Annotated in this window: 21 protein-coding genes; 7 read left to right on the top strand and 14 right to left on the bottom strand. The window is 67.8% G+C overall.

What is annotated here, in order from left to right:
• Positions 1 to 94 precede the first annotated feature (94 nt).
• Positions 95 to 514, top strand: coding sequence for a hypothetical protein (locus AB4Z55_RS05750; RefSeq protein WP_004022390.1), 420 nt, complete (start codon positions 95 to 97; stop codon positions 512 to 514).
• Here the strand turns inward: AB4Z55_RS05750 and AB4Z55_RS05745 are convergent.
• The 5 genes from AB4Z55_RS05745 to AB4Z55_RS05725 form a co-directional block, all read right to left on the bottom strand.
• Positions 511 to 1,983: a DHA2 family efflux MFS transporter permease subunit gene (locus tag AB4Z55_RS05745; RefSeq protein ID WP_369519354.1), complete on the bottom strand. Its 1,473-nt coding sequence runs from the start codon at positions 1,981 to 1,983 to the stop codon at positions 511 to 513. The two genes, AB4Z55_RS05750 and AB4Z55_RS05745, sit on opposite strands and share 4 nt — an antisense overlap.
• Positions 1,984 to 2,025: 42 nt before the next feature.
• A complete protein-coding gene (locus tag AB4Z55_RS05740) occupies positions 2,026 to 2,592 on the bottom strand; it encodes an alpha/beta fold hydrolase (RefSeq protein ID WP_369519353.1) in 567 nt (188 codons plus the stop codon).
• Between the two features lie 88 nt (positions 2,593 to 2,680).
• Positions 2,681 to 3,079, bottom strand: coding sequence for an SRPBCC family protein (locus AB4Z55_RS05735; protein WP_369519352.1), 399 nt, complete (start codon positions 3,077 to 3,079; stop codon positions 2,681 to 2,683).
• 115 nt (positions 3,080 to 3,194) lie between these two features.
• Entirely contained in the window at positions 3,195 to 4,004 is an 810-nt protein-coding gene (locus AB4Z55_RS05730; RefSeq protein ID WP_369519351.1) for a CPBP family intramembrane glutamic endopeptidase, read from the bottom strand.
• A gap of 38 nt (positions 4,005 to 4,042) precedes the next feature.
• Complete coding sequence (locus AB4Z55_RS05725) at positions 4,043 to 4,774, bottom strand: GAF and ANTAR domain-containing protein (RefSeq protein WP_248643806.1); 732 nt, start codon at positions 4,772 to 4,774, stop codon at positions 4,043 to 4,045.
• A 169-nt stretch (positions 4,775 to 4,943) separates the two neighbouring features.
• Between AB4Z55_RS05725 and AB4Z55_RS05720 the strand changes: the two genes are divergently transcribed.
• On the top strand, positions 4,944 to 5,666 hold the full coding sequence (locus AB4Z55_RS05720; RefSeq protein WP_369520986.1) for a cutinase family protein: 723 nt from the start codon (positions 4,944 to 4,946) through the stop codon (positions 5,664 to 5,666).
• A 19-nt stretch (positions 5,667 to 5,685) separates the two neighbouring features.
• On the opposite strand, the gene AB4Z55_RS05715 is transcribed toward AB4Z55_RS05720, so the two are convergent.
• Both AB4Z55_RS05715 and AB4Z55_RS05710 read right to left on the bottom strand, forming a co-directional pair.
• Positions 5,686 to 5,970 (bottom strand): hypothetical protein, encoded by a 285-nt coding sequence (locus tag AB4Z55_RS05715; protein ID WP_101821194.1) that lies wholly within the window; start codon positions 5,968 to 5,970, stop codon positions 5,686 to 5,688.
• Between the two features lie 212 nt (positions 5,971 to 6,182).
• Positions 6,183 to 6,857 (bottom strand): TetR/AcrR family transcriptional regulator, encoded by a 675-nt coding sequence (locus AB4Z55_RS05710; protein WP_248643807.1) that lies wholly within the window; start codon positions 6,855 to 6,857, stop codon positions 6,183 to 6,185.
• A gap of 275 nt (positions 6,858 to 7,132) precedes the next feature.
• On the opposite strand from AB4Z55_RS05710, the gene AB4Z55_RS05705 reads away from it, so the two are divergent.
• The 3 genes from AB4Z55_RS05705 to AB4Z55_RS05695 all read left to right on the top strand — a co-directional run bounded on the left by AB4Z55_RS05705 (position 7,133) and on the right by AB4Z55_RS05695 (position 10,433).
• Complete coding sequence (locus AB4Z55_RS05705; protein ID WP_101821193.1) at positions 7,133 to 8,158, top strand: alpha/beta fold hydrolase; 1,026 nt, start codon at positions 7,133 to 7,135, stop codon at positions 8,156 to 8,158.
• Positions 8,159 to 8,222: 64 nt separating this feature from the next.
• Complete coding sequence (locus AB4Z55_RS05700) at positions 8,223 to 9,317, top strand: Rieske 2Fe-2S domain-containing protein (protein ID WP_369519350.1); 1,095 nt, start codon at positions 8,223 to 8,225, stop codon at positions 9,315 to 9,317.
• A 30-nt stretch (positions 9,318 to 9,347) separates the two neighbouring features.
• Positions 9,348 to 10,433 carry a dihydrodipicolinate reductase gene (locus AB4Z55_RS05695; RefSeq protein ID WP_369519349.1) on the top strand — a complete coding sequence of 362 codons (1,086 nt, stop codon included), beginning with the start codon at positions 9,348 to 9,350 and terminating at the stop codon, positions 10,431 to 10,433.
• Between the two features lie 101 nt (positions 10,434 to 10,534).
• Here the strand turns inward: AB4Z55_RS05695 and AB4Z55_RS05690 are convergent, their stop codons facing one another.
• From AB4Z55_RS05690 to AB4Z55_RS05680, 3 genes are all read right to left on the bottom strand, one after another.
• Positions 10,535 to 11,467 carry an oxidoreductase gene (locus tag AB4Z55_RS05690; RefSeq protein ID WP_369519348.1) on the bottom strand — a complete coding sequence of 311 codons (933 nt, stop codon included), beginning with the start codon at positions 11,465 to 11,467 and terminating at the stop codon, positions 10,535 to 10,537.
• 69 nt (positions 11,468 to 11,536) lie between these two features.
• A complete protein-coding gene (locus tag AB4Z55_RS05685; protein WP_369519347.1) occupies positions 11,537 to 12,895 on the bottom strand; it encodes a styrene monooxygenase/indole monooxygenase family protein in 1,359 nt (452 codons plus the stop codon).
• Between the two features lie 126 nt (positions 12,896 to 13,021).
• Positions 13,022 to 13,582 (bottom strand): dihydrofolate reductase family protein, encoded by a 561-nt coding sequence (locus tag AB4Z55_RS05680; protein ID WP_369519346.1) that lies wholly within the window; start codon positions 13,580 to 13,582, stop codon positions 13,022 to 13,024.
• Positions 13,583 to 13,721: 139 nt separating this feature from the next.
• Between AB4Z55_RS05680 and AB4Z55_RS05675 the strand changes: the two genes are divergently transcribed.
• Positions 13,722 to 15,938 (top strand): acyltransferase family protein, encoded by a 2,217-nt coding sequence (locus AB4Z55_RS05675; RefSeq protein WP_369519345.1) that lies wholly within the window; start codon positions 13,722 to 13,724, stop codon positions 15,936 to 15,938.
• 17 nt (positions 15,939 to 15,955) lie between these two features.
• Here the strand turns inward: AB4Z55_RS05675 and AB4Z55_RS05670 are convergent, their stop codons facing one another.
• From AB4Z55_RS05670 to AB4Z55_RS05655, 4 genes are all read right to left on the bottom strand, one after another.
• A complete protein-coding gene (locus tag AB4Z55_RS05670; protein WP_369519344.1) occupies positions 15,956 to 17,029 on the bottom strand; it encodes an ABC transporter ATP-binding protein in 1,074 nt (357 codons plus the stop codon).
• Positions 17,026 to 18,540, bottom strand: a complete 1,515-nt coding sequence (locus AB4Z55_RS05665) for an ABC transporter permease (RefSeq protein WP_369519343.1) — start codon at positions 18,538 to 18,540, stop codon at positions 17,026 to 17,028. Before AB4Z55_RS05665 ends, AB4Z55_RS05670 begins: the two co-directional genes overlap by 4 nt.
• A gap of 40 nt (positions 18,541 to 18,580) precedes the next feature.
• Positions 18,581 to 19,606: an extracellular solute-binding protein gene (locus AB4Z55_RS05660; RefSeq protein ID WP_101821184.1), complete on the bottom strand. Its 1,026-nt coding sequence runs from the start codon at positions 19,604 to 19,606 to the stop codon at positions 18,581 to 18,583.
• Between the two features lie 127 nt (positions 19,607 to 19,733).
• Entirely contained in the window at positions 19,734 to 20,246 is a 513-nt protein-coding gene (locus AB4Z55_RS05655) for a vancomycin high temperature exclusion protein (RefSeq protein ID WP_369520985.1), read from the bottom strand.
• Positions 20,247 to 20,458: 212 nt separating this feature from the next.
• Here AB4Z55_RS05655 and AB4Z55_RS05650 point away from each other — a divergent pair, with 212 nt between their 5' ends.
• Positions 20,459 to 21,832 carry a wax ester/triacylglycerol synthase family O-acyltransferase gene (locus AB4Z55_RS05650; protein WP_101821256.1) on the top strand — a complete coding sequence of 458 codons (1,374 nt, stop codon included), beginning with the start codon at positions 20,459 to 20,461 and terminating at the stop codon, positions 21,830 to 21,832.

Below are 21,832 nucleotides of genomic sequence, written 5' to 3'. Positions count from 1 at the left end.
CACGCCGACGCGAACTCGGCGCCGTCGGCCGTCCGAAACCCGGCTCGCCACGAAGTGCGGTAGAACCGAACCGACGCCCATCCGAGGAGCCTGCATGTCGATCCTGACCCCCACGACCACTCGCCAGCCGCTGGGCCGGGCCATCGCCCGCATCGCGCTCGGCGCCATCCTGGCGATCGCCGGTGTGGGTCATCTGACCGCACAGCGTGAGGAGTTCCAGGCGCAGGTCCCCGACTGGGTGCCGTTCAGCAAGGACTTCGTGGTGCTGGCCTCGGGCGGCGTCGAGATCGCCCTGGGCGCAGCCCTGATCGCGCTGCCCAGACACCGCAAGGTGGTGTCGTGGATCGTCGCGGCATTCTTCGTCGCCATCTTCCCCGGCAACATCAACCAGTACGTCGAGCACATCGACGCCTTCGGCCTCGACACCGACCAGAAGCGCCTGACGCGACTGTTCTTTCAGCCGCTCCTCGTGATCTGGGCCATCGCGGCCGGCACCGGGGAACGCCGGACCTAACCCGCCCGGGTCGCCGCGTCCTGGCACGCGGCGTCCACGCCGGCACGTACCTGCGGGTGCACCTCGGTGCTCGAGCGGATCGTGCACGCCGCCACGATGCCGCCGACCGCGCAACACGCCGCGCAGATGTACATCGCTGCCCGAAAGCCGTCGCCGAGAGGATCGCCAGGACCCGCGTCGATCCCGGCCACGGCCGGCAGCACCGCCACCGCGAGCAGTCCCGCGAGACGCGCCACCGCGTTGTTCACGCCCGACGCCGTGCCGGCGAGCGCGTCGTCGACGGCGGCGAGCGCGGCCGAGGTGAGCGGCGCGACGGTCACCGTCATCCCCAGACCGAACAGCAGCACGCCCGGTAGTACGGCGTCGACATACCCCGAGCCGGGCTCCACCCGGGACATCAGCGCGAACCCGCCGGCCGCGATGAGCGGACCGACCGTCATCGGCAGTCGCGGGCCGGTGCGCTGGGCCAGCGTGCCGACCAACGGCGACCCGAACAGCATGATGAACGTGCTCGGGAACATCGCCGCGCCGGCCTCGAACGCCGAGTAACCCAGACTCTGCTGTAGTTGCAGGGCCAGCAGGAACAGCGCACCGCCCAACGCCGCATAGACCAGCAGCGTCGTCAGGTTGGCGCCGGTGAACTGCGAGGAGCGGAACAGTCCGAGCGGCAGCAGCGGCGCGGCCACCCGTGACTCGATCACCACGAAACCCACGAGCGACACGACACCGACGATCCCGGCGGCGACCGTCTCGCCATTCCACCCGTTCGACGGCCCCTCGATCAGCGCGTAGATCACGCCCGCCAGCCCGACGGTCATCGCCAGCGCACCCGCCACATCCAACCGGGCGCCCGACGGCGTGCCGCGCGATTCGGGCACGTGCCGGATCACGATCCACAACGCGCCCAGCGCGAGCGGAACGCTCAGCAGGAACGTCCACCGCCACGACGCAGCGTCGACGAGCCAGCCGCCGAGGAACGGTCCGAGCGCGGTGGTCGCGCCGGACATGCCGGCCCACAGTCCGACCGCGGCACCTCGATCGGCTGGCTGGATCTCGGCGTTGATCAGCGCCAGACTGCCCGGCACCACCGCGGCCGCGGCGATCCCCTGCACGATCCGCGCGGCGACGAGGAGCTCGACGGTCGGCGCCAGCCCGCACGCGACGGTCGCCACCGCGAACACCGCCAGACCACCGGCGAACACCAGTCGACGCCCGTACCGATCGCCGGCGACGCCACCGATCAGCAACAGCGCACTCAAGGTCAGCAGGTACCCGTCGAGCACCCACTGCTGGCCGCGCAGACCCGTGTCGAGGTCGCGCGCGATCGCGGGTAACGCGACGTTGACCACGGTGCCGTCGATGAAGGCGACGCCCGAACCGAGAACCGCGGCGACGATCAGCCACCGGCCCGCCCGTGACGCGGCCGGCACCCCACGGGACTCGGCAGCGGCCGGGCTGGGGTCGGTCATCTGTTCTCGTCCATGTGGGCCTTCCGGACCGCGGGTCGTGTCCTACCCAGGGTCGGGGGCGGACCTTCCGCGCGCAAGTGCGCGCGCACCGAGGGCATCGGCGGCGATCAGCTCGGCGAGTCCGTCGAACTGGTGACCGCCGGTCGGGTGCCGATGCACCGTCGCCGACGGCAGGAGCGCCGTGTTCAGGTCCAGATGCTCGACGGGTACCACGTCATCGTCGACGCAGTGGTGGAGGGCAACGCCCTCAGGGAGCGGGGCATCGGCGTCTGTGTCGGTGAACGCGTACTGCGGGACGTCCCATCCGTCGGGACCCCAATTCGGCATCGCCAGCAGCACAGCAGGTCTGGGTGCGGGCACCGCGGCCTCGGCGAGGACGTGCACCAGCACTGTCGCACCGAAGGAGTGCGCGACGACGAGGTCGTCGGCGCCCAGCCCGGCGAGGTGCTCTCGGACCGGCCGCGCCCACGCCTCGATCGACATGTCATCGTCGGAGAACATCGGCATGACCAGGGTCGCGCCGAGCGCCGCGGACAGCGCCTCGGCGAGCGGGCCGTCGTCGACGTAGCCGCCCGCGCCGTGGACGAAGAAGAGTCGGCTCTGCGTCATGGGGTCTCCTCGGTCTCGACATCAGTCCTGCAGAGGTCGACCATCACCGTCGCGGATCCTCATCGGCGCGGCGTCGCGAAGGTCCGGGTCAACGGCTTCCCGGCTCCAGCAGCGACTTCAGCTGTGCGAGATCCTTTTCCACCATCTGGGTGTCGCGGTCGAACTCGTCGTCGGACATGGCCAGCTGCCGGATCGTGAAGACCACCTCGGCGCCGTCCGGATGCGGCAGGACCCGAAGTGGATTGAGCACGGTGTCACCGGTGGGGAGCACGACCTCGTGGTCGACGACACCCAGCGGGTTGCGCGGGACGAACCGGACCGTGACGGTGCCCATCGGCGACTCCACGAGCAACTCGTCACCCCGCCGGACCACCTCCGACTTCGCCAGCCCCGCAGCCCAGCGCGGCAGGTTGTCGGGTTCGGCCGCGAAGTCGTAGACGTTCCCGGGTTCGGCGTTGATGACCACACTCACGTGTCGGCTGCGCATGTGGCCAACCTAGTCGCCGCGATCATGGTCACCAAGTGGCTTCGACACGGCTCCTCGCTGCGCTCGGTGCCGGCTCAACCAGCAGTGGCCGCGTCCCACTGCGCTCGGTGCCGGCTCAACCAGCAGTGGTCGCGTCCCGCTGCGCTCGGTGCGGTTCCGCCGGCTCGATGTGGTGGCGGGCCAGGAACAGGCCGATGCCGAGGACGACGTAGACCAGGATCGGTGCGAACGCTACGACGTAGCCCTTCTGGTCGACCAGGATCATCGTGCCGGAGATGATCGTGAAGTCGAACAGTCCGTGGATGACCGAGTTGAGGACGTTGCCGCCGGACACCCGGCGTATCAGATAGAAGAAGTACCCGGCCAGGCTCACCGCGATCGCCTGCGGGATCGCGGTGGCCCCGTGGCTGATGGCGTTCGACAGATGGACGGCACCGAAGATGACGCTGGACCACAGCGCCACCTTGCCCTCGGAGAGGCCGTGATCGCGCAGCGTGGTGACGCCGATACCGCGGAACATCGCCTCCTCACCCCAGCCGACGAACTGCGTCGCGATGAGCAGGGTCACGATGAAGAGGAGATCTTTCTGGGCCAGCGAGCTGTAGTCGATCCCGACCAGGATGGCCACGACGAAGACCGCGGGCACGATCCACACCCAGCGCCGGACGGGGCGATCATCGCGCAGCACCGGCTTCTGCCAGCCGAGCGCCACGACGACGAGGATCGTGAACAACAGCGCCGCGCCGAGCGGGATGATCATGCCGAACACGACACCGGCCGTGGTGACCGGTTCGGTCTCGTCCGCGAAGTGCGCGATCGCCAGGCCGCCGAGCTGGATGATGGCCAGGTACACGACGACGATCCCGGCGAAACCGGCATAGCCCAGACGACAGCGGGTCCGCGGCCCCAGCTGGTCGAGGTTCACCTCGAGAACCTACCAACCGCGGGCGTGGGTGCGCCGGGTCAGGACATCGACTCGGTTCCCGCCTCGCCGGATTCGCTGAGCTCCCGCTCGATGAGCTGCTCGGCGACCTTGGCCAGCGGCGTGTTGGTGTCCTGGGACAGTCGTCGGAGCAGAGCGAAAGCGGCTACCGCATCAATGCGGAACCGGTACATGATCATGCCTTTGGCCTGGCCGATGACGTCCCGGCTCGCCAGGGCGCTCTGGAAGTGTTGCTGCTGGCGAGCCGCCCGCAGGGCCAGCGCGGCATGGGTGGCGAACAGCAGCCCGACTTCCAGGGACTCATCGCCGAACACGTCGGTCTCGTCGGAGAACAGGTTGAGCGCGCCGATGGTGCCCTTGTCGGTGAACAACTTGAACGACAGGCTCGACCGCAACGGCGTCTCGTCGATGACGCGTGCGGAAAACGCCGGAAACCGCTCGTCGGTGCGGATGTCGTTCACGAGCACCGTGTGGTGATCCCACGCGGCCTGCAGGCACGGACCCTCGCCGGTTTCTTTCTGGATCTGGTCAGCCGTGATCATCAGGGGATCGCTCGGCGCCAGGGTGTCGAAATTCTTCTTCTGGTCGACGAGCAGAACACCGGCGTACTGGGCGCCGGGGACATACTCGACGGCCCCGGCGGTGATGGAGCCCATGACCTGGCTGGTGGAGTCCTCGGTGCTCTCCGGGACTGCATGCATCTGCCGCGCCAGTTCGGCGATCTTGTGATGGACGTCTGTTGCCACAGGCATTCAACCTCGATTCGATGTGCCGGGGGCCGCCCGGCGAACCTCGTGATCGTACAGAATATTGCACGGGCTCAACCCAGTTGTTCGTGTCGAAGCGCCTCTCGGATGGCCCCGGATTGCCTCGTTCTTTGGGACGATGAGCCCCTTAACTCAGCCGTACGTGATCTCTACCATGAGCCAGGTGATCAAACGGTTGAGTGTTTCCGTCCTCTGTGTCATCGCTGCGATCACGGGGGCGGTGGCTGTCGGCACACCGACCGCCCAGGCCGCGCCATCGTGCTCCGACGTCGAGGTGGTGTTCGCGCGCGGCACCGTCGAGACGGCGCCGCCGCTAGGTCTCACCGGCCTCTCCTTCGTCGAGGCCGTTCGTTCGCAGCTGCCGGACAAGACCGTCAGCTCCTACGGTGTTCCGTATCCCGCCAGCGACCAGTTCAACAACCGCCTGAAGTTCGCCCAGACCGTGGCCGACGGTGTCCGCACCACCCAGAACCGCATCAAGTCTCTGGCCGCGAAGTGCCCGGGCACCAAGGTCATCCTCGGCGGATACTCCCAGGGCGCCGTCGTCGCGGCCTACTCCGTCCAGGCCGAACTGGATCTGCCGGCGCGATACGCGACTTACGACCGGTTCGTGCCGCCGCCGCTGCCGGCGAACATGGCGCGCAACGTCGCCGCGATCGTGCTCTACGGCGCGCCGTCGGATCGCTTCATCGACGACATCGGCGCTCCCCCGGTGAAGGTGGCCGCGCCCTACCGCAGCCGCACGGTTCGCTACTGCGTCCCCGGTGACACCATCTGCAACGGTTCTCCGGTCGGCGGCCCGAACGCCCTGCACGTGCTCTACTCGGTGAACGGCATGACCCTCGAGGGCGCCCGGTACGCGGCCCGGCGCGTCTGAACGGAGAAGCTCACACGGTTCAGAAGTCCGGCGCCGGCACGACCTTCGCGAAGGTCCGGCCGGCGTCGGACTTCGTCGCTTCGTAGACGAGAGCGAGTTCGGCGCGCTCGAAGTTGCGGAACCACTCGTCCCAACTGATGTGCTCGAGGCACTCGTCGGCCGTCCGGCCGGAGAAGTCTATGCGGAGCAGTCCCGTTCCGCCGACGCTCCGGATATCGCGTACGCGCGCCGGCACACCCTGGTGGGTGGTCACCCACTCCCGGATCTCGTCGTGATCACGCGTCGTCTTGCAATGAGACCCCATCGGTCGTCTCCTTCGTGCCGCACCGAAACCCACCATTGGGCATCGCGGTCCGTGGACCGCCCTGTCCTGGTCTCGGCATCCGGGGGTCCGACGTCAACCGCTGATCGGTTCGCTGTTCTTACCCACCACGCACTTTCGTCAATCCTGCGGAATTGAACGCACAGCGAAGCTCCGACGGCGACTGAAGGTTCGACCGCCGTGACCCCCGACGCTCAGCCCGCGAGAAGCGCGACGATGGCCCTGGCCAGGCCGCGGCGGGCGAGTTGCTGGTCCTGAAAGGTGCCGAGCTGTTTCTCCGACACCAGCCCGCGCATGGCCCCCGGGAGGAACGCCGCCACCTCGCGCACACGCTCCGGATCGACGTCGAGGTCGGCGAACGCGCGCTGGCATGAGTCGATCCAGGACGGTCCCCACGAGGCGAATTCGGCCGCGGTCTTGGGGAACAGGCGACGCAGCTCGTCCGGATCCCGCGGCAGCGCCGCCCGCAGGGTCTCGATGGCCCGCGACTCGGGTGCGGTCAGCCCGTCGTACATGAGGTCGACGATGGCTGCGACCCGTTCCACCAGTGGCGCTTCGGGTTTCACGCTCACCGGCAGGTCGCCGCGATGTTCCGCGGTCCGATGCAGCACTGCCGCCCACAGACCGTCGATGTCGTCGAACTGATACTTGATCGCGCCCCACGTCGCACCGATGTCCTTGGCGATCCGGTTGCCCGACACCGACGCGGGGTCACCCGTCGCCAGCGAGACGAGCGCGGCGTCGAGCATCGCGTCGCGCGTCGCCTGGCCGCGCTTGTTCGCCCGCCGCGGGACGCCGGCAGTACCGCTGTCGGGGATACCGGCGTCCGCGGACCGTGTGTCGGGGATGCGGGAGTCACCGGAGACCATGGCTGCCGATCGTAGTCGGACCGTTCACGGCCACGACGCTCCACCGACGCCCTGACCGGCGAGATGTTTGGCGATCGTTCGCTCGGCTACCCGTCCGATCACCCGATGGTGACGAACTGCGGACGACCGATGGATGAGCCGGCGCTCGGCCGGTTCGACACAACCCGACATATGGCACAAACCGTGATTCCGAAACACTAGGAACACATCGCATGGATTTGTATCATCAAGGCCTCCTGTGACACCTGTCACGAAGCGGGGGCGAGGAGGACGACATGATTTCCACCGATGTACTGGGTTCGGCCCGACACACCCTGGCCGGTTTCTCGCCGGCCGAGGCGCGTCGGCGCCTGCGCAACCGTGAGTACGTGGACGCCCTCTTCAACAGCCGGGAACCCGAACGAACCTCATGGGCGGTCACCGACGACGGCGCACGGCTGCGTGTGGTTCACCACGGCCCCGCAGACGCACCCGTCCTGGTCCTCGTGCACGGCTGGTCATGTTGCGTCGAATACTGGAATCCACAGGTCAACGCCCTTGCCGAGCGCTACCACGTGATCGCCTACGATCAGCGCGGACACGGCGAGAGCACCTGGGGCAAACGGAAATTCGACGCCGACGTGCTGGCAGACGATCTGTCCACCGTGGTGTCCCAGACGATCCCCGACACTTCCAAGGCGGTCTTCGTCGGCCACAGCATGGGCGGCATCACCCTGCAGGCGTGGGCGCACCGACATCGCGGCCAGGCCGAGGCTCGAGCGGCGGCAATGATCCTCGCCAACACCACCTGGGGTGGCATCGCCACCGAGAGCCGCGTACTGCCGCTCGTGAACGGTCCGATCAAGGCGCCGCTGTGGCTCCTGCAGATGGCACTGTCTGTACCGATCCCGTTCCCCGGTGACCGGTTCACGAGGAGCGTGATCCGCCACCGCGTCCTCAACGGCCGGTCCGCGACCGTCGACCACGCCGCATTCGTCCTCGCGATGACCCGCTCGTGCACCCCGAGCTCGCGAGCCAAGGCCGCAGTGGCCCTCCTTCAACTGGCGATGGGACCCACCGGCGCGGAGGCGATCTCGGTGCCGACGACGGTGATCGGCGGGCGGCACGACCTCCTTCTCCCCCATGCGATGACCCAGCGCATCGCACACGCCCTGTCGATCCGCGGCCAGCTCGACCGCCTCGTGGTCCTCGACACCGGGCACGCGTCGAACATCGAGGCCGCCGAGGACTTCACGGCCGAGATCCACCGGGTCATGCATGCGGCGTCGTCGACTCCGGAGTTGGTCGAAACCGCCAGCTGACCAGGAGGGACAACTTTCACAGAACCCTCTTGCATTCTGCGTCGGCGGGACCTACCGTTACCCCATGGCGAGAACGCCCCTGTCGATGACACCCACCGGCTGGTTCCAGGTCGCCTGGTGCTCGGAGATCGCCGTCGGGGCCGTCCACACGATGAAGTACTTCGGCCGCGAGATGGTCGCCTGGCGGTCCCGCTCGGGCGCCGTCTCCGTCTTCGATGCCTATTGCGAACACCTCGGCGCCCATCTCGGTCACGGCGGCCACGTCGACGGCGAGAACCTGGTGTGCCCGTTCCACGGCTGGGAGTGGAATCGCGAGGGGCGCAACGTGTGCATCCCGTACGAGAAACACCCCAACCGGGGACGCCGCATCCGCAGCTATCCCGTCGTCGAACGCAACGAGGCTGTCTGGATCTGGCACGACATCGACGGCCGCCCACCACATTTCGACGTACCCGACATCTTCGGCGACTTCGGCGACGACCGCACCGCCGCCGACTACTACCCGCCGGTCCCCGCCGCCACCCTGTTCCGGCCGGGACTCGAGATCCATCCGCAGTACATCATGGAGAACGGCGTCGACTTCGCCCACTTCAAGTTCGTCCACAAGACCCCGTTCATGCCGGAGTTCACGCGGCACGACTTCGGCGGCCCGGTGTCCCACGTCGACTTCACGATCGCCTTCGAGGACGGCGCGACACTCGAGAACGCCACCAGTGGAGTCGAATCCATCAACGCCGGGCTCGGGTGTTCGGTGACCAAGAGCTGGGGCATGGTCGACAATCGCACCATGCCGGCGGTCACCCCGGTCGACGAGCACACCTCCGACGTCCGGTTCACCGTGTGGATCGGCCGCAAACCGGGCGAGGAGACCGGCGAGATCACCCGCTACGGCACCGTCATGGCCGACCTCGTCATCGAGCAGTTCGCCGCCGACATCGACATCTGGGCGCACCAGCGCTACTCCGACCCGCCCGCGTTGTCCCGCAGGGAGTTCGAGGGCTTCACCGCACTTCGGAAGTGGGCGCGTCAGTTCTACCCCGACGGCGGACCCGACACCGCCGACCCGTCCGCACCGAGCGGCGCGGTGCCCTCCTCGGAAGAGTTCGTCCGCGTCCGCCGATCCGAGCTCGACGCGCTGCGCGCCGCAGCGCAGCCCTGACCGGAACCGCTTCCGCCGAAAGGATCCGCCATGACCGCCTCCCCACGTATCCGGGTCTTCCAAGTCGCCACCGGCAATCTCGGCACCGAGATGATCGGACGCATCCAGTCGCATCCAGATCTCGAACTGGTTGGCCTGCACTGCTATACGCCCGACAAGATCGGTCGCGACGCCGGCGAGATCGTCGGTCTCGATCCGGTCGGTGTGACCGCGACCGGCACGGTCGAGGAGATCCTCGCCGCCCGTCCGGATGTGCTCACGTTCCACGGCGTCTTTCCCGACGAGGATCTCTACGTCGAGGTTCTCGAGGCCGGGATCGACGTCGTCACCACCGCGGACTGGATCACCGGGTTCCACCGCGACACCAACCACCCACACCATTCCGGGCGCAAGGTCAGCGAGGTCATCGCCGAGGCCTGCGAGCGCGGTGGAGCCACCTTCTACGGCACCGGCATGAATCCCGGCCTGGCACAGATCCTCGGGATCGTGCACACCGCCGACGTCGCCGACATCGAGAACGTCACGGTGATCGAATCCGTCGACGTCTCCTGCCACCATTCCGTCGACACCTGGAAGGCGGTCGGATACGGCCTGCCCGTCGACGACCCCAGCATCCCCGATTCGCTGTACAAGTACACCGCGGTGTTCGCGGATTCGGTCTACCTGATGGCCGACGCCTTCGATCTCGAACTCGACGAGGTGACCTTCTCCTACGAACTGGGCGCCTGCACCAAGGACGTCGACCTCGGCTGGTATCAGCTGCCGCAGGGTTCACTCGGTGGCAGTTACATCAAGTACCAGGGCATGGTCGACGGCGTGGCGCGCGTCGAATCGCATCTCGAATGGCAGATGACGCCGCACACCGACCCGTCCTGGAACATCCAGGCCTGCTACATCACCCAGGTGACCGGCGACCCGAACATCTACTCCAAGCACATGATCTTCCCGCGCAAGGGTTTCGACCTCTCCAACCCGGAGAACTTCGCGTCCATCGGCATGACCGTCACCGGACTCCCGGCCCTCAACTCGATCCGGTCCGTCGTGGCGGCACCGCCGGGAATCGTGACGAGTGCCGACCTCCCGCTGCGATCATTCGGTGGTCGGTTCAAGCTCTGACGGAACATGTTGCGACCCTTCGTGGCTCGTCGACCTCGACGCGCTCCTTCGTCGCTTGCTCGGCCCGGCGGCCAGCGCTCCTCGCACCTCAGGGAGCGGGGTCAACCGAGGTCGATGGTCACCCCGGTGAGTTCGGCACCGATGTGCCACAGCCGTGCGGCGACGTCGCGGTCCTTGGCCTTCACCGACGGCTCGACCAGTACGGGCGGACCGGCGAGCCCGAGACTGCCGACGGGACCGTAGTATTCGCCGCCCTGTGCCTTCGGATCCGTGGCCGCACGAAGGACGGGCAGTGCACCGTCGGGCGGGTCCATGATGAACCGGTCGGTCAGCCAGCGCAGCGACGGTGCGTGGTAGGCCCACTGGAGGAACCGGCTCTGCTCACGCATCACCCCGGTCCGGGTGCCACCGGGGTGGGCCGCCAGCGAGATCGCCGACACCTCGGCATCTCTCATCCGACGGTCGAGTTCCATCGCGAACAGCATCTGGGCGAGTTTCGCTCGCGAGTACGCACCCGCACTGCTGAAGGTCCGGTCCATCGGCAGATCGGAGAAGTCGATGGCGCCGGCGCGGTGGGCATGACTGCCCACGGTGACCACGCGTGCCGAGTCCGCGGCGAGCAGGCGATCGGCCAGGAGCCCGGTGAGTGCGTAGTGACCGAGATAGTTTGTGCCGAAGTCCATCTCGAAACCGTCGGGCGTCAGTTCGCGCCGCGCCCGCATGACCCCGGCGTTGTTGACCAGCAGATCGATCCGTGGATGACGCCGCCGGATCTCGGCGGCGGCGTCATGGACGGAATCCAGACTCGCGAGGTCGAGATCGACGAGCTCCAGCTCTGCCCCGGGGACCTTGCCCACGATGTCGTCGCGGGCCTCCGCCGAGGTCTGGGGATTGCGGCACGCGAGCACGACACACGCGCCCAGCGTCGCCAGCCCGAGCGCGATCTCGCGTCCGATCCCCGAATTCGCGCCGGTCACCACCGCGACCCGACCGGTCTGCGGTGGCGCGTCGGCCAACGTCCACCCCGACTTCACATCTGCCCCCTCCGGCGTCGACTCGAACGACGATGTCGTTCGTATCACATCGACGCCGGAGGGCTGGCGTCAGGCGTTCACGGCCGCCGGGGTGGCGCTGCTGAACTGTCCGGCCGGCGCGAAGCGGGCGAGGACCTCCTCGTGCGGCTCTCCGGCCACCGCGGCGATGAAACCCTCCACGTCGTCACGGGTCCGCAGACCGAGCAGCGGATTCGGTTCGGAGAGCAGACCGAACAACGCCGACGCGATGGCGGGACTGACGGCGGCAGCCGGAAACGACAACTCCAGGTGGGTCGCGTAGTCGGGGTCGCCCAGGTAGAGCCGGGTGACCTCGACCGCGGCCCGTCCGCGTCGCTCCCAGTGCTTCTCGAACTCCGCCGACAGCCACTCGGCGGTGAACTCACCCTCGTGGTCCCGTGCGGCCTTGACGAGTTCGGCGACCTGGAACAGCGTGTTGGCTGCCCCCTGGCCCGCGACCGGGTCGACGGCGATCGCGGTGTCGCCGATGGCCGCCACCGGGTGTCCGCCCGCGGTGGTGGCGACGGCCTGCCGGACAGTCGGGGTGACCGCGCCCTTGAGCCACGACACCGGATCGGACTCGATGACCTCGAGCTGATCGATGACCGGTGCGTCCTCCGGGAAGTACTCCGCGAAGATGCCGGAGATCGTCTGCCGGGCGGACACCGCGTCGTGGACGTCGTCGAGCCGGGCCGCCCACGCTCCGTCGGGCTTGGCGAAGACGATGAACGACCACGTCGGCCCGGCATCTTTGTGCAGGAACGGTCCGACGAAGATCTCTCCGTTCTGGGCATCGAGGTTGAACAGCGAGTGGTCGCCGCCCGCGCTGCTGCGGTAGGCGAAGGACTCGGGGCCGTGGTCGACGCCGGTCAGGGTGACCTGCAGCAGACGACGCTGCGGTTCGCGGTAGTGACTACGTGATTCGTCGACCGGGAAGAGCGTCGACAAACCGCCCTTGCCGGTCGCGACGAGGGTGATGTCGGCGTCGGCGGCGATCGCGTCGAGGCGGTCGAGCCCGATCTGCCCGACCTCGAATCGTCCACCGCGGTCCAGGAACCGGGCCAGGCGGTCGTCGGCACGCAGGCGCAGGTCGACAGCCTGTGCGACGTAGCCGTAGTCCGGATTGAACTCGAGGACCGCGGCGCGCTCGTCGCCCGTGCCCGAGTACAGACGAGCGCTGATACCCGTCGTGTTGCCGACCTCGTACAGGTCGTCGATGATCTCGGCGTCCCACTCGCGCGGCTTTCCGAAGAGCACCCCGACCCCGGTCGGCGGCACCTTGTCGCGCAGCGACTCGCGGTCTCGGTCGCTGTAGAGCGTGACGTCGAATCCGGCGTCGACGAATCCGAGTGCCGCGCTGGTCCCGGCCAGCCCGGCCCCGATGATCGCGACCGATCGTCGTGCTGTCATGAGTGGATCTCCCCTGGTTGTCGGCGTGGAATGGCTGCTCGACAGGGTGCCGGGGCGAGTGCTGTGGCTGAAGGTTTAGACGCACCGAGAACGAATGGCGTGCGTCGTACCGGGAAAGCGGAGAGCCTACGTGTCGTCGCGCACGCGGAGGTAGCGCTCGTAGATCACCTGCCCGCCGTAGGTCCGGGTCTCGGCGAGCTCCAGTCGGACAGCGTCGGTGACCGGCGGGAGCAGCGGTGTACCGCCACCGACGATGACCGGGTACCGGAAGATGCGGAATTCGTCGACGAAGCCGAGTTCGATTGCCTGCCATGCCAAGTCGGCGCCACCGATCTCCACGTCGGCGTCCGTGGAGTCCAGTACCGCGGCGAGCTCGTCGGCCAGGGACCCCTGCGCCAGCCGGGCGTTGCCCTCGACCGTCGTGAGGGTGCGGCTGAAGACCACCTTGGGCAGCGCCGACCAGATGTCGGCGAACGCGGCATCCGCCGCGTTCTCGCGCATCCGCGGGTCCGTCTCCCAGACCAGCATCGTCTCGTATAGCCGACGGCCGCACACGAAGGCACCGAGCTCGCCGACCCGCTCGGTGTGGAACGCGAACAGGTCGTCGGATGGAACTGACCAGTCGAAATTCCCGTCACGGTCGGAGATGAAGCCATCGACCGACACACCCATCGACAAGAGCAGCATGCGGGGGATGGTACGACGCCCTGCCGACCCAGGCACCGACTCCGAGCGGATCGGCGAACCGAAGAGTCTGCTGTGAGGTCCGGCGACACCCCGCTCGTGCCAGGCTGCGCTCAGGTGCGGCCAAGTACCATCGCCCTCTGTGCGTACGCCCCTGACCGATGCGACACCTGTCGCGACCCCGAACGAGGATGCCGCGACCGGCAACACCTCCGGGTACCGGCTGGACCTCGACGGGCTACGCGGTATCGCGATCGCGCTCGTGGCGATCTTCCACGTCTGGTTCGGCCGGGTGTCCGGCGGCGTCGACGTCTTTCTCACCCTGTCGGGCTACTTCTTCGTCGCCTCCCTGCTCAAGCACGTCCTCGCGACGCAGCCCGCGACGAGTTCCTGGGGCGCGGCGATCAATCCGTGGCCACGGTTCTCTCGACTGCTCCGCCGGCTGCTGCCCGCACTGCTGCTGGTGCTCGCGGTCACCGCCGGACTGATCGCGCTGATCATGCCGACGACGCGCTGGGGACCGCTCGGCGCCGAACTGCAGGCCAGCGCGCTGTACTACCAGAACTGGCACCTCGCGTTCTTGTCGCAGGACTACGCGGCCGCCGACTCCGCGAACAGCCCGATGCAGCATCTCTGGTCGATGTCGATGCAGGGCCAGTTCTTCGTCCTCACCCTCGTGTGCGCGCTGGCGCTGGGCGCGGTGCTGCGTGCTCTCGGCCGACGGTCCGCGTTCTTCGCCGATCCCAAGGTGGTCCGCGGGGTCGTCGGGATCGCGCTCGGCGTCGTCGCTCTGGGTTCGTTCGCATGGGCCAACCACCGCCACGGGATCAACCAGCCGTTCACGTACTACGACACCGTCGCCCGTCTGTGGGAACCGCTCGTGGGTGGCCTCCTCGCGGTGTGGATGCCGCGGATCGCACTGTCGCAACGGGTGCGCGACCTGCTCGGCGTGGTCGCCCTCGGCCTCATCATCACGTGCGGCTGGTGGATCGCCGGCGTCCAGGAGTACCCCGCGGCCTGGGCCCTCGTCCCGGTCGGTGCGACGCTGCTCCTCATCTGGGTCGGCTCGTCGCAGACCGCCCCCATCGATCAGACGACGGGGAAGAGCCAGACCTCGATCCGTTCCGGGGTCAGCCGCGGCCTCGCGCATCCGCGACTCGTGTGGCTGGGCTCGATCGCGTACGCGCTGTACCTGTGGCACTGGCCGCTGCTCATCTTCTACCTGGCGTGGCGCTATCAGGACGACGTGTCGTGGTTCGAGGGCACCGCCATCCTGGCCGTGTCGGTCCTGCTGGCCTGGCTGACGACGAAGTACGTCGAGGCGCCGCTGCGTGCGGGATCGCCGAAGCGGACGAAGTCCCCGGTACCGCCCGAAGCCGATGGCCCGGTCGCGCGGTCGCCGTTCGAGAAGACCAGAGGCTACCGTCGCTCGCTCGTCGCGGTCCTCGTCGTCATCAGCGTCGCGGCCGGTTTCGCGGCGGTGACCTGGCAGCGCGACGCCGCCAACGCCACTCTGGACACGCAGAATCTCGACCCGCGGCTCTACCCCGGAGCGCGCGCGTTCCTCGACGGCGCGCCCGTCCCCAACGTCACGGCGCAGCCGAGCCCGAACGTCGTCGACATGGACTGGCCGATCACCTCCTACGACTCGATCATCAGCGGGTGGAAGGACCCGTCGATCAAGGTCGGGTACTACGGGGATGTCGACGCCACCCGGACCATCGCCCTCGTCGGCGGATCGCATGCCGAGCAATGGATCACCGCGCTCAACGACATCGGCAAGCGCCACCACTTCCGCGTGACCACCTACCTCAAGGTCGGTTGCGCCCTCACCACCGAGCACGTCTTCACCTGGTTCGGCCAGAAGTACTACCAGTGCAACGACTGGTCGCGTCGCGTCATGGAGCAGCTGGCCGTCGACAAACCCGACGTGGTGTTCACCAACAGCACGCGCCCGGTCGAGTCGGGCGACGGCGATTACGTCCCCAAGGACTACGAGGAGATCTTCGCCCAGTTCCGCGACCGCGGGCAGCGGGTCGTCGCGGTCCGCGACAACCCCTGGGCCACGGGCCAACTCAAGCCGCCGGAGTGTCTCGCGAGCGGCCGCAAACCCGAGGTGTGCGGCGTCCCGCGCGATCAGGCGATGGCACCGACCGACCCCGCCGCCGCGCTTGCCGGCGAGTTCCCCAACATGAGTTTCCTCGACTACACCGACGCCATGTGCGACGACCGGTACTGCCCCGCGGTGGTCGGGAACATCCTGGTGTGGCACGACTTCCACCACCTCTCGGCGACCTTCGTGCGCAGCCTCATCCCCGCCGTCGAAGCCGACCTCCAACGGTCGCTGCAGTGGTGGTGAACGGCAGATTCACCACCTCACCCGGAACGGTGGAAGTGAACAGGTCGTCGTTGCCGATAGTCGATGACGGAGCCCGGCGAACCGGCCCAGCCCGGTTCTGCGCGCACGGACATCTCGGTCTGCCGATCTCCTCGGTGGGCCGGTACCGATACCCGGATGTCGGTGTGGCTGCCCCGTGGACGCACCGAGACCACCTCAGCGCTTCCGTCGCCGGGGATTCCGGTAACGATCTCGAGGTCCTCCGGTCGCAACATCACCACCCCTGGTCCGTGGGCGGGTCGACGAATCCGTAACCGTCCGGCCACGCACGACACGGTCTCTCCGTCCGCGGAGGCCGTCAACTCGGTCACCGCGCCGAACATCTTGGCGACCTCGCTGTCGACAGGCTCCAGGTATATCTCCTCGGGGAGCCCGACCTGACGCACTCGCCCCTGCATCACCACCACGATGCGGTCGGCCATCGCCATCGCTTCCTCGCGATCGTGGGTGACAAGAAGTCCGCTCGCGCCCTCGGCCAACATGGTGTCGCGTACGTGCTCGCGCAGATGGGTACGAAGCTGAGCATCGAGTGCCGAAAACGGTTCATCCAGGGCGATCACCGCCGGGCGGGGTGCGAGCGCGCGCGCCAGGGCCACCCGCTGACGCTGGCCTCCCGACAGCGATCCCGGACGCCGTGCGCCGAATTCGCCGAGGCCGACGGCCTCGAGCAGTTCGGCGATCCGTTCGGCGCGACCGGCCGTCGGCCGCCACCAGGGACCGAGCCCGAACCCCACATTGCCCGCCACGGACAGGTTGTCGAAGAGAGCGCCCTCCTGGGGGACGAGCCCGAAGCGACGCCGCTCAGGCGGCACGTTCACATGACGCTCGCGATCGGGGCCGGACGAAGCGACCTCGACCCCATCGATCTCGACGCGGCCCGCCCGGATCGGTTCGAGCCCGGCGATGGCGCGCAGCAGGGTCGTCTTCCCGCATCCGGATGGCCCGATCACCGCGGTGATCGACCCGGTAGGGACATGCAAAGACAACCCGTCGAGCACGGTCGCGTCTCCGTAACCGACCGAGATACCCTCCACGCGTATGGCATCCGTCATGTTTGCCGAGCCCTTCCGAACAGCGCGGACAGTACCGCGGTCGGTATCGACGAGACGACTATGAGCACCAGGCCGAGCACGGCCGCGCGTCCGTAGTTCATGTCGTTGTTGAGACTCCACATATCCGTCGCAAGAGTCCGGGTTCCGATCGGCGCAAGCATCAATGTGGCCGGAAGTTCCTTGGCCACCGAGAGAAATGCCAGCGCCGAGCCAGCCAGCACAGCGGGTGTGGCCAACGGGAGCTGAACGCGTATGGCGGTGGCAAGCGGCCCTGCACCCAGTGTCCGGGACACCTCGGACACCGCGGGCGCGACCGCATCCACACTTGACCGGACCGGCCCGAGGCAGACAGGCATGAACAGCACCACGTAGGTCGCGATGAGCATGGTGGCGGTGAGATACAGCTCCGGCAGGGCTCGGGTTCCCGCGAAGACCATCGCCAGCGCGACCGTCACACCAGGCAGTGTGTAGCCCAGATAGGACACCATCTCGACGGCGTCGCCGGTACGACTCCGAGGGCGGGAAATGAAGAACGCCAGCGGTATTGCGAGAACTGCGATGACGATCGCGGCTTGCACCGACAGCACAGTCGTGGTGCGCGCGTAGGGGATGATCCAGGCAAGCAGTTCGCCGACACCGTCGAATCCGAGTCGACGCGATTCGCTGAGCTCTCGCAGCAACCCGGCGACCGGAACGCAGACTCCCACCACGCCGGTGGCGACGATCATGCCCCAGGCCGTCGGCCTGTTCTCCGCCGTCCGGGGCCGCATCGGGGACGGGCGCGAGTCGACCCTGCGCCGTACTCGGCGCTCACCGACGGCCAAGACCATCGCGAACACCGCGAGCACCAGTCCGTACAGCGCGGCGACCGACCGGTCCAGGGTCCCGTTGTACGCGTTGTAGATGCCGACCGTGAAGGGTTCGAACCGAACGATCGCAGGACCACCGAAATCACTGATCGTGTAGAGCGCGACGAGGAGGCCGCCCGCGATGACACCGGCACGGACACGTGGCAGGGTCACCCGTACAAACGCCCCGACGGGGCCGCATCCGAGAGTGCGAGCGGCGTCTTCCTCTGCCCGCCCGGCGCCGGAGAGCAGGGCGATCGTGGGCAGCATGACAAGCGGATAGCACACCAGGGTCAGGACAAGCGCCGCCGCCCACAGACCTTCGAAACCCGGGAACAGACGAGTCCATACGAAGCCGGACACGTACGACGGGATCGCCAGCGGGGCGGCAAGCAGCGCGATGACCACGGCGCGCCCGCGCGCCACACCGCGAACCACGCACCACGCCAACACGACCCCCATCAAGGTCGACGCGGCGGTCACTACCACTGCGAGCTGCACTGTACGCCAGAGCAATTGACCGGTACGCGGGCGGAAGAGCAGCGCGGTCGCCTGGTCGACCCCGATCCCGGCGACCCGAACAACAAGATAGATCGCCGGGGTCACGAGCAGCAGGGCGACCCCGATACTGACCCCGCCCAACGCGATTCGTCCCGACCGCATTCTACGGCCGGGACGGATCTCACTGCTGCTGTGCAACAGATCAGACAGCGCCGACCTCGTTCAACAACTCGTCGGTGCCGACGACGTCGGCGAGTTCGTCGAGTGCTAGTTGCGGCGGCGTCAGTTCCGCCAGTGTCGGCAGGCCCTCCACCGGAAGCGGCTCATCGCCGATCACCGGATACTCACCCACCTCGGTGGCGAAGTAGGTCTGCGTCTCCGGGGTCAGGAGCTGACGGACGAACTCGAAGGCCTCCTCCTTGTTCCCGGCGGTCTTCAGGACACCGATGGCACCCACGTTCACGAGGGCCCCCGGGTCACCGTCGGAGAAGAAGTGCAACCGTCCCGGAACATTCTCGATGCCCTTCTCCTGGACTTCCTGAACCCAGTAATAGTGGTTCGTGAGACCTGCGGCGAGCTGCCCTGTGTTCACGCCCTCCACGATGGGTCCGTTGCCCTCGAACGACTTTGGGTCGTTGGCGAGGAATGCGGTGAGCCATGCGCGCGCGCCATCGTCGCCCCGGGTGAGTCGGAGCGCGGTCACGAAAGACTTGAAAGACGCGTTCGTCGGCGCGTAGCCGACCTTGCCGCGCATTCCGGGCGCCAGCAGTCCATCGATGCCGGCGGGAAGCATTGCGGAATCCACTTGTCGCGGATCGTAAATGAGAACTCGTGAACGAGCCGACGTCGACACCCACGACCCGGTCTCCGAGCGGTACTGCTCGGGAATGCTCTCGGCGATGTCGGCCGGAAGCGGTTCCAGCAACCCCGCCTCGGCCAGCGCACCGAGTTCGCCGGCGTCCTGGGCGAAGAAGAGGTCAGCCGGGGTGCCTTCTCCCTCCTCGAGGATCTGGGCGGCCTTCTTGTCGTATGCGGCGGTCACCGGGATCGTCGCATCGATCCGTTCGACGAGCGGCCCGACCAGGGCTTCCGAACGTCCCGAGTAGAGAACGAGCGCCTCGTCGTCGCTGGAGGAGTCGCTTCCCGCGCACGCGGCCAGCAGCCCCGCCGCCATGATCGCGGCACTGCCCGTCGCGACCATACGTCGAACCCATCGTTGTGTTTGCACTTCCGACTCCCCTTCGCACACCCTCTGGACATGAACCCCCGACCGAGCGAGGAAAGCCTAACTTACTTAGCGACAAATGCCCTGAATCGGTCACACAAGTGAGGAGCAATCGACCGCGTCACACCCGTCAACCCACCGCGGTCAGCAGCGCACGCGGCCCGGCGAAGACCGTCTCGCGGACGTGATTGCGAACGAGAGTCCAGGCGGGGCAGTCACATCGGGCCGCCACACCGCGGGCATCGACACCCTGATCTCGACACAACGCGATGGCGCGGCGTAGGTGGAAGCCCTGGGTCACGATCACCACGTCGTCGACGCCGAACACCTCCCGCGCGCGACGGCAACTCGCCGCCGTGTCGAGACCGGCCGGGTCGTCGGTGATCACCCGCGACGCCACCCCGCGCTCCTCGAGATAGCGCCGCATCACCGCCGGTTCGTTTCCGGCCTCCTCGGAACCGTTGCCCGAGTTGATGATCCGATCGACCCCGCCGGCCCGGTACAGCTCCAGCGCAGTGTCGAGGCGGCCGCGCACGTAGTCACCGGGCGACCCGTCGTAGGCGAGCGAACCCAGCACCAGCAGCGTCGACCGGGACGCGGGGGCCATCGCATCGTCGATCCTGCCCACCGACGCGACGTACATCCAGGTGGCCGCCAGCGTGATCCAGAGTTCGATCGACACCAGCAGTACGGGCAGCACCAGACGAACACCTGATCTCACCCCTACAACGTAGGGCGCCCGGCGGTGAACATGCCCATTCCAGCCCGGGCCCGGCGGTCACCCCGCGATACTTGGAGGACTCGGTCGCGTTCAGCCTGTGCGCACCACTCCGCGGTGTGAAAGTGATGGTGCGAATGCCGTACATGCCGGTCACCTCGTCGATGTTCCTGCTGGCGGAGACGCGCGAGCAACCCATGCATGTCGGGGGACTCCAGCTGTTCGTCCCACGTGCGGGCCAGTCGTCGAGTGAGCTCGCCGAGGAGATCATCGAGGCGTTCTGCGGGTGTACCGACGTCCATCCGCTCTTCCGCAAGCGGCCGGCCTCGCCGGTCACGCTGCTGGGCAACGTTGCCTGGTCCTACGACGACGACATCGACTTCGACTATCACGTCCGGCGCGCGGTCCTGCCCCGCCCGGGCCGCATTCGTGAACTGCTGCGATACGTCTCCCTCAACCACGGGGCCCTGATGGATCGGTTCCGTCCGATGTGGGAGATCCACGTCATCGAAGGACTCGACGACGATCGGGTCGCGCTGTACACCAAGATCCACCATTCCCTGGTCGACGGCGTCTCCGCGCTGCGGCTGCTCGAACGCACGCTGTCCACCGATCCCGACGACCGGTCGGGCACCGCACCCTGGGACCCGGCACTGGCCGAGCGGCGCCGGCCGCGTCCCGCGCCGAGTCTGCGCAGCCGGGTGTCCGGGCTCGCCAATGTGGCGGGTCAGGTCGCGGGTATGGGGCCGGCGGCGGCGAAGGTCGCGGTCTCCGGGGTGCGGGATCCCGAATTCGTGGCGCCGCTCGGCCGCGCACCGCGGACCATCCTCGACGTCGCGATCGGGAGCGCCCGCCGGTTCGCCTCGCAGCAGTGGGAACTGACTCGTCTCCGGGCGGTGGCCGACGCCCGCAGCATCACCCTCAACGACGTCATCGTCGCCATGTGTTCGGGAGCCCTGCGGTCATACCTCATCGATCAGGACGCGCTCCCCGACGCGCCGCTGATAGCCGCGGTGCCGGTGTCGATGCACACCGACGGAGACGACGACGGCAACGCGGTCACCGCCATACTGGTCAGCCTGGCGACCGACGAGCCGGATCCCGAACGTCGCCTGGACAAGCTCGTGGAGTCGGCCCGGCACAGCAAGTCGGTGGTCCGCGGACTGCGCCCGCTGCAGGCCCTCGCGCTCGGCGCGGCCAACTTCGCACCGCTGGCGTTCGCCACCGTCCCCGGCTTCGTGCAATACGTCCCGCCGCAGTTCAACATCATCATCAGCAACGTGCCCGGGCCGTCCAAGCACCTCTACTGGAACGGCGCCCGCCTCGACGGCGTGTATCCCGTCTCCATCCCGACGCAGGGCCTGGCCCTCAACATCACGGTGACCAGCACCGCCGAGCACATCAATTTCGGCCTGATCGGCGCGCGGGCCCAGCTCCCGAGCCTGCAACGCCTGCTCACGCACCTCGACACGGCCCTCGAAGAGCTCGAGAAGGTCGCCCGCACGCGGTGA

Origin of the sequence: Gordonia sp. ABKF26 (genome assembly GCF_041103195.1) — a bacterium.
GTDB lineage: Bacteria > Actinomycetota > Actinomycetes > Mycobacteriales > Mycobacteriaceae > Gordonia > Gordonia terrae.
Note: the sequence above shows the minus strand (reverse complement) of the source record. Positions and strands in the feature narration are given on the sequence as shown.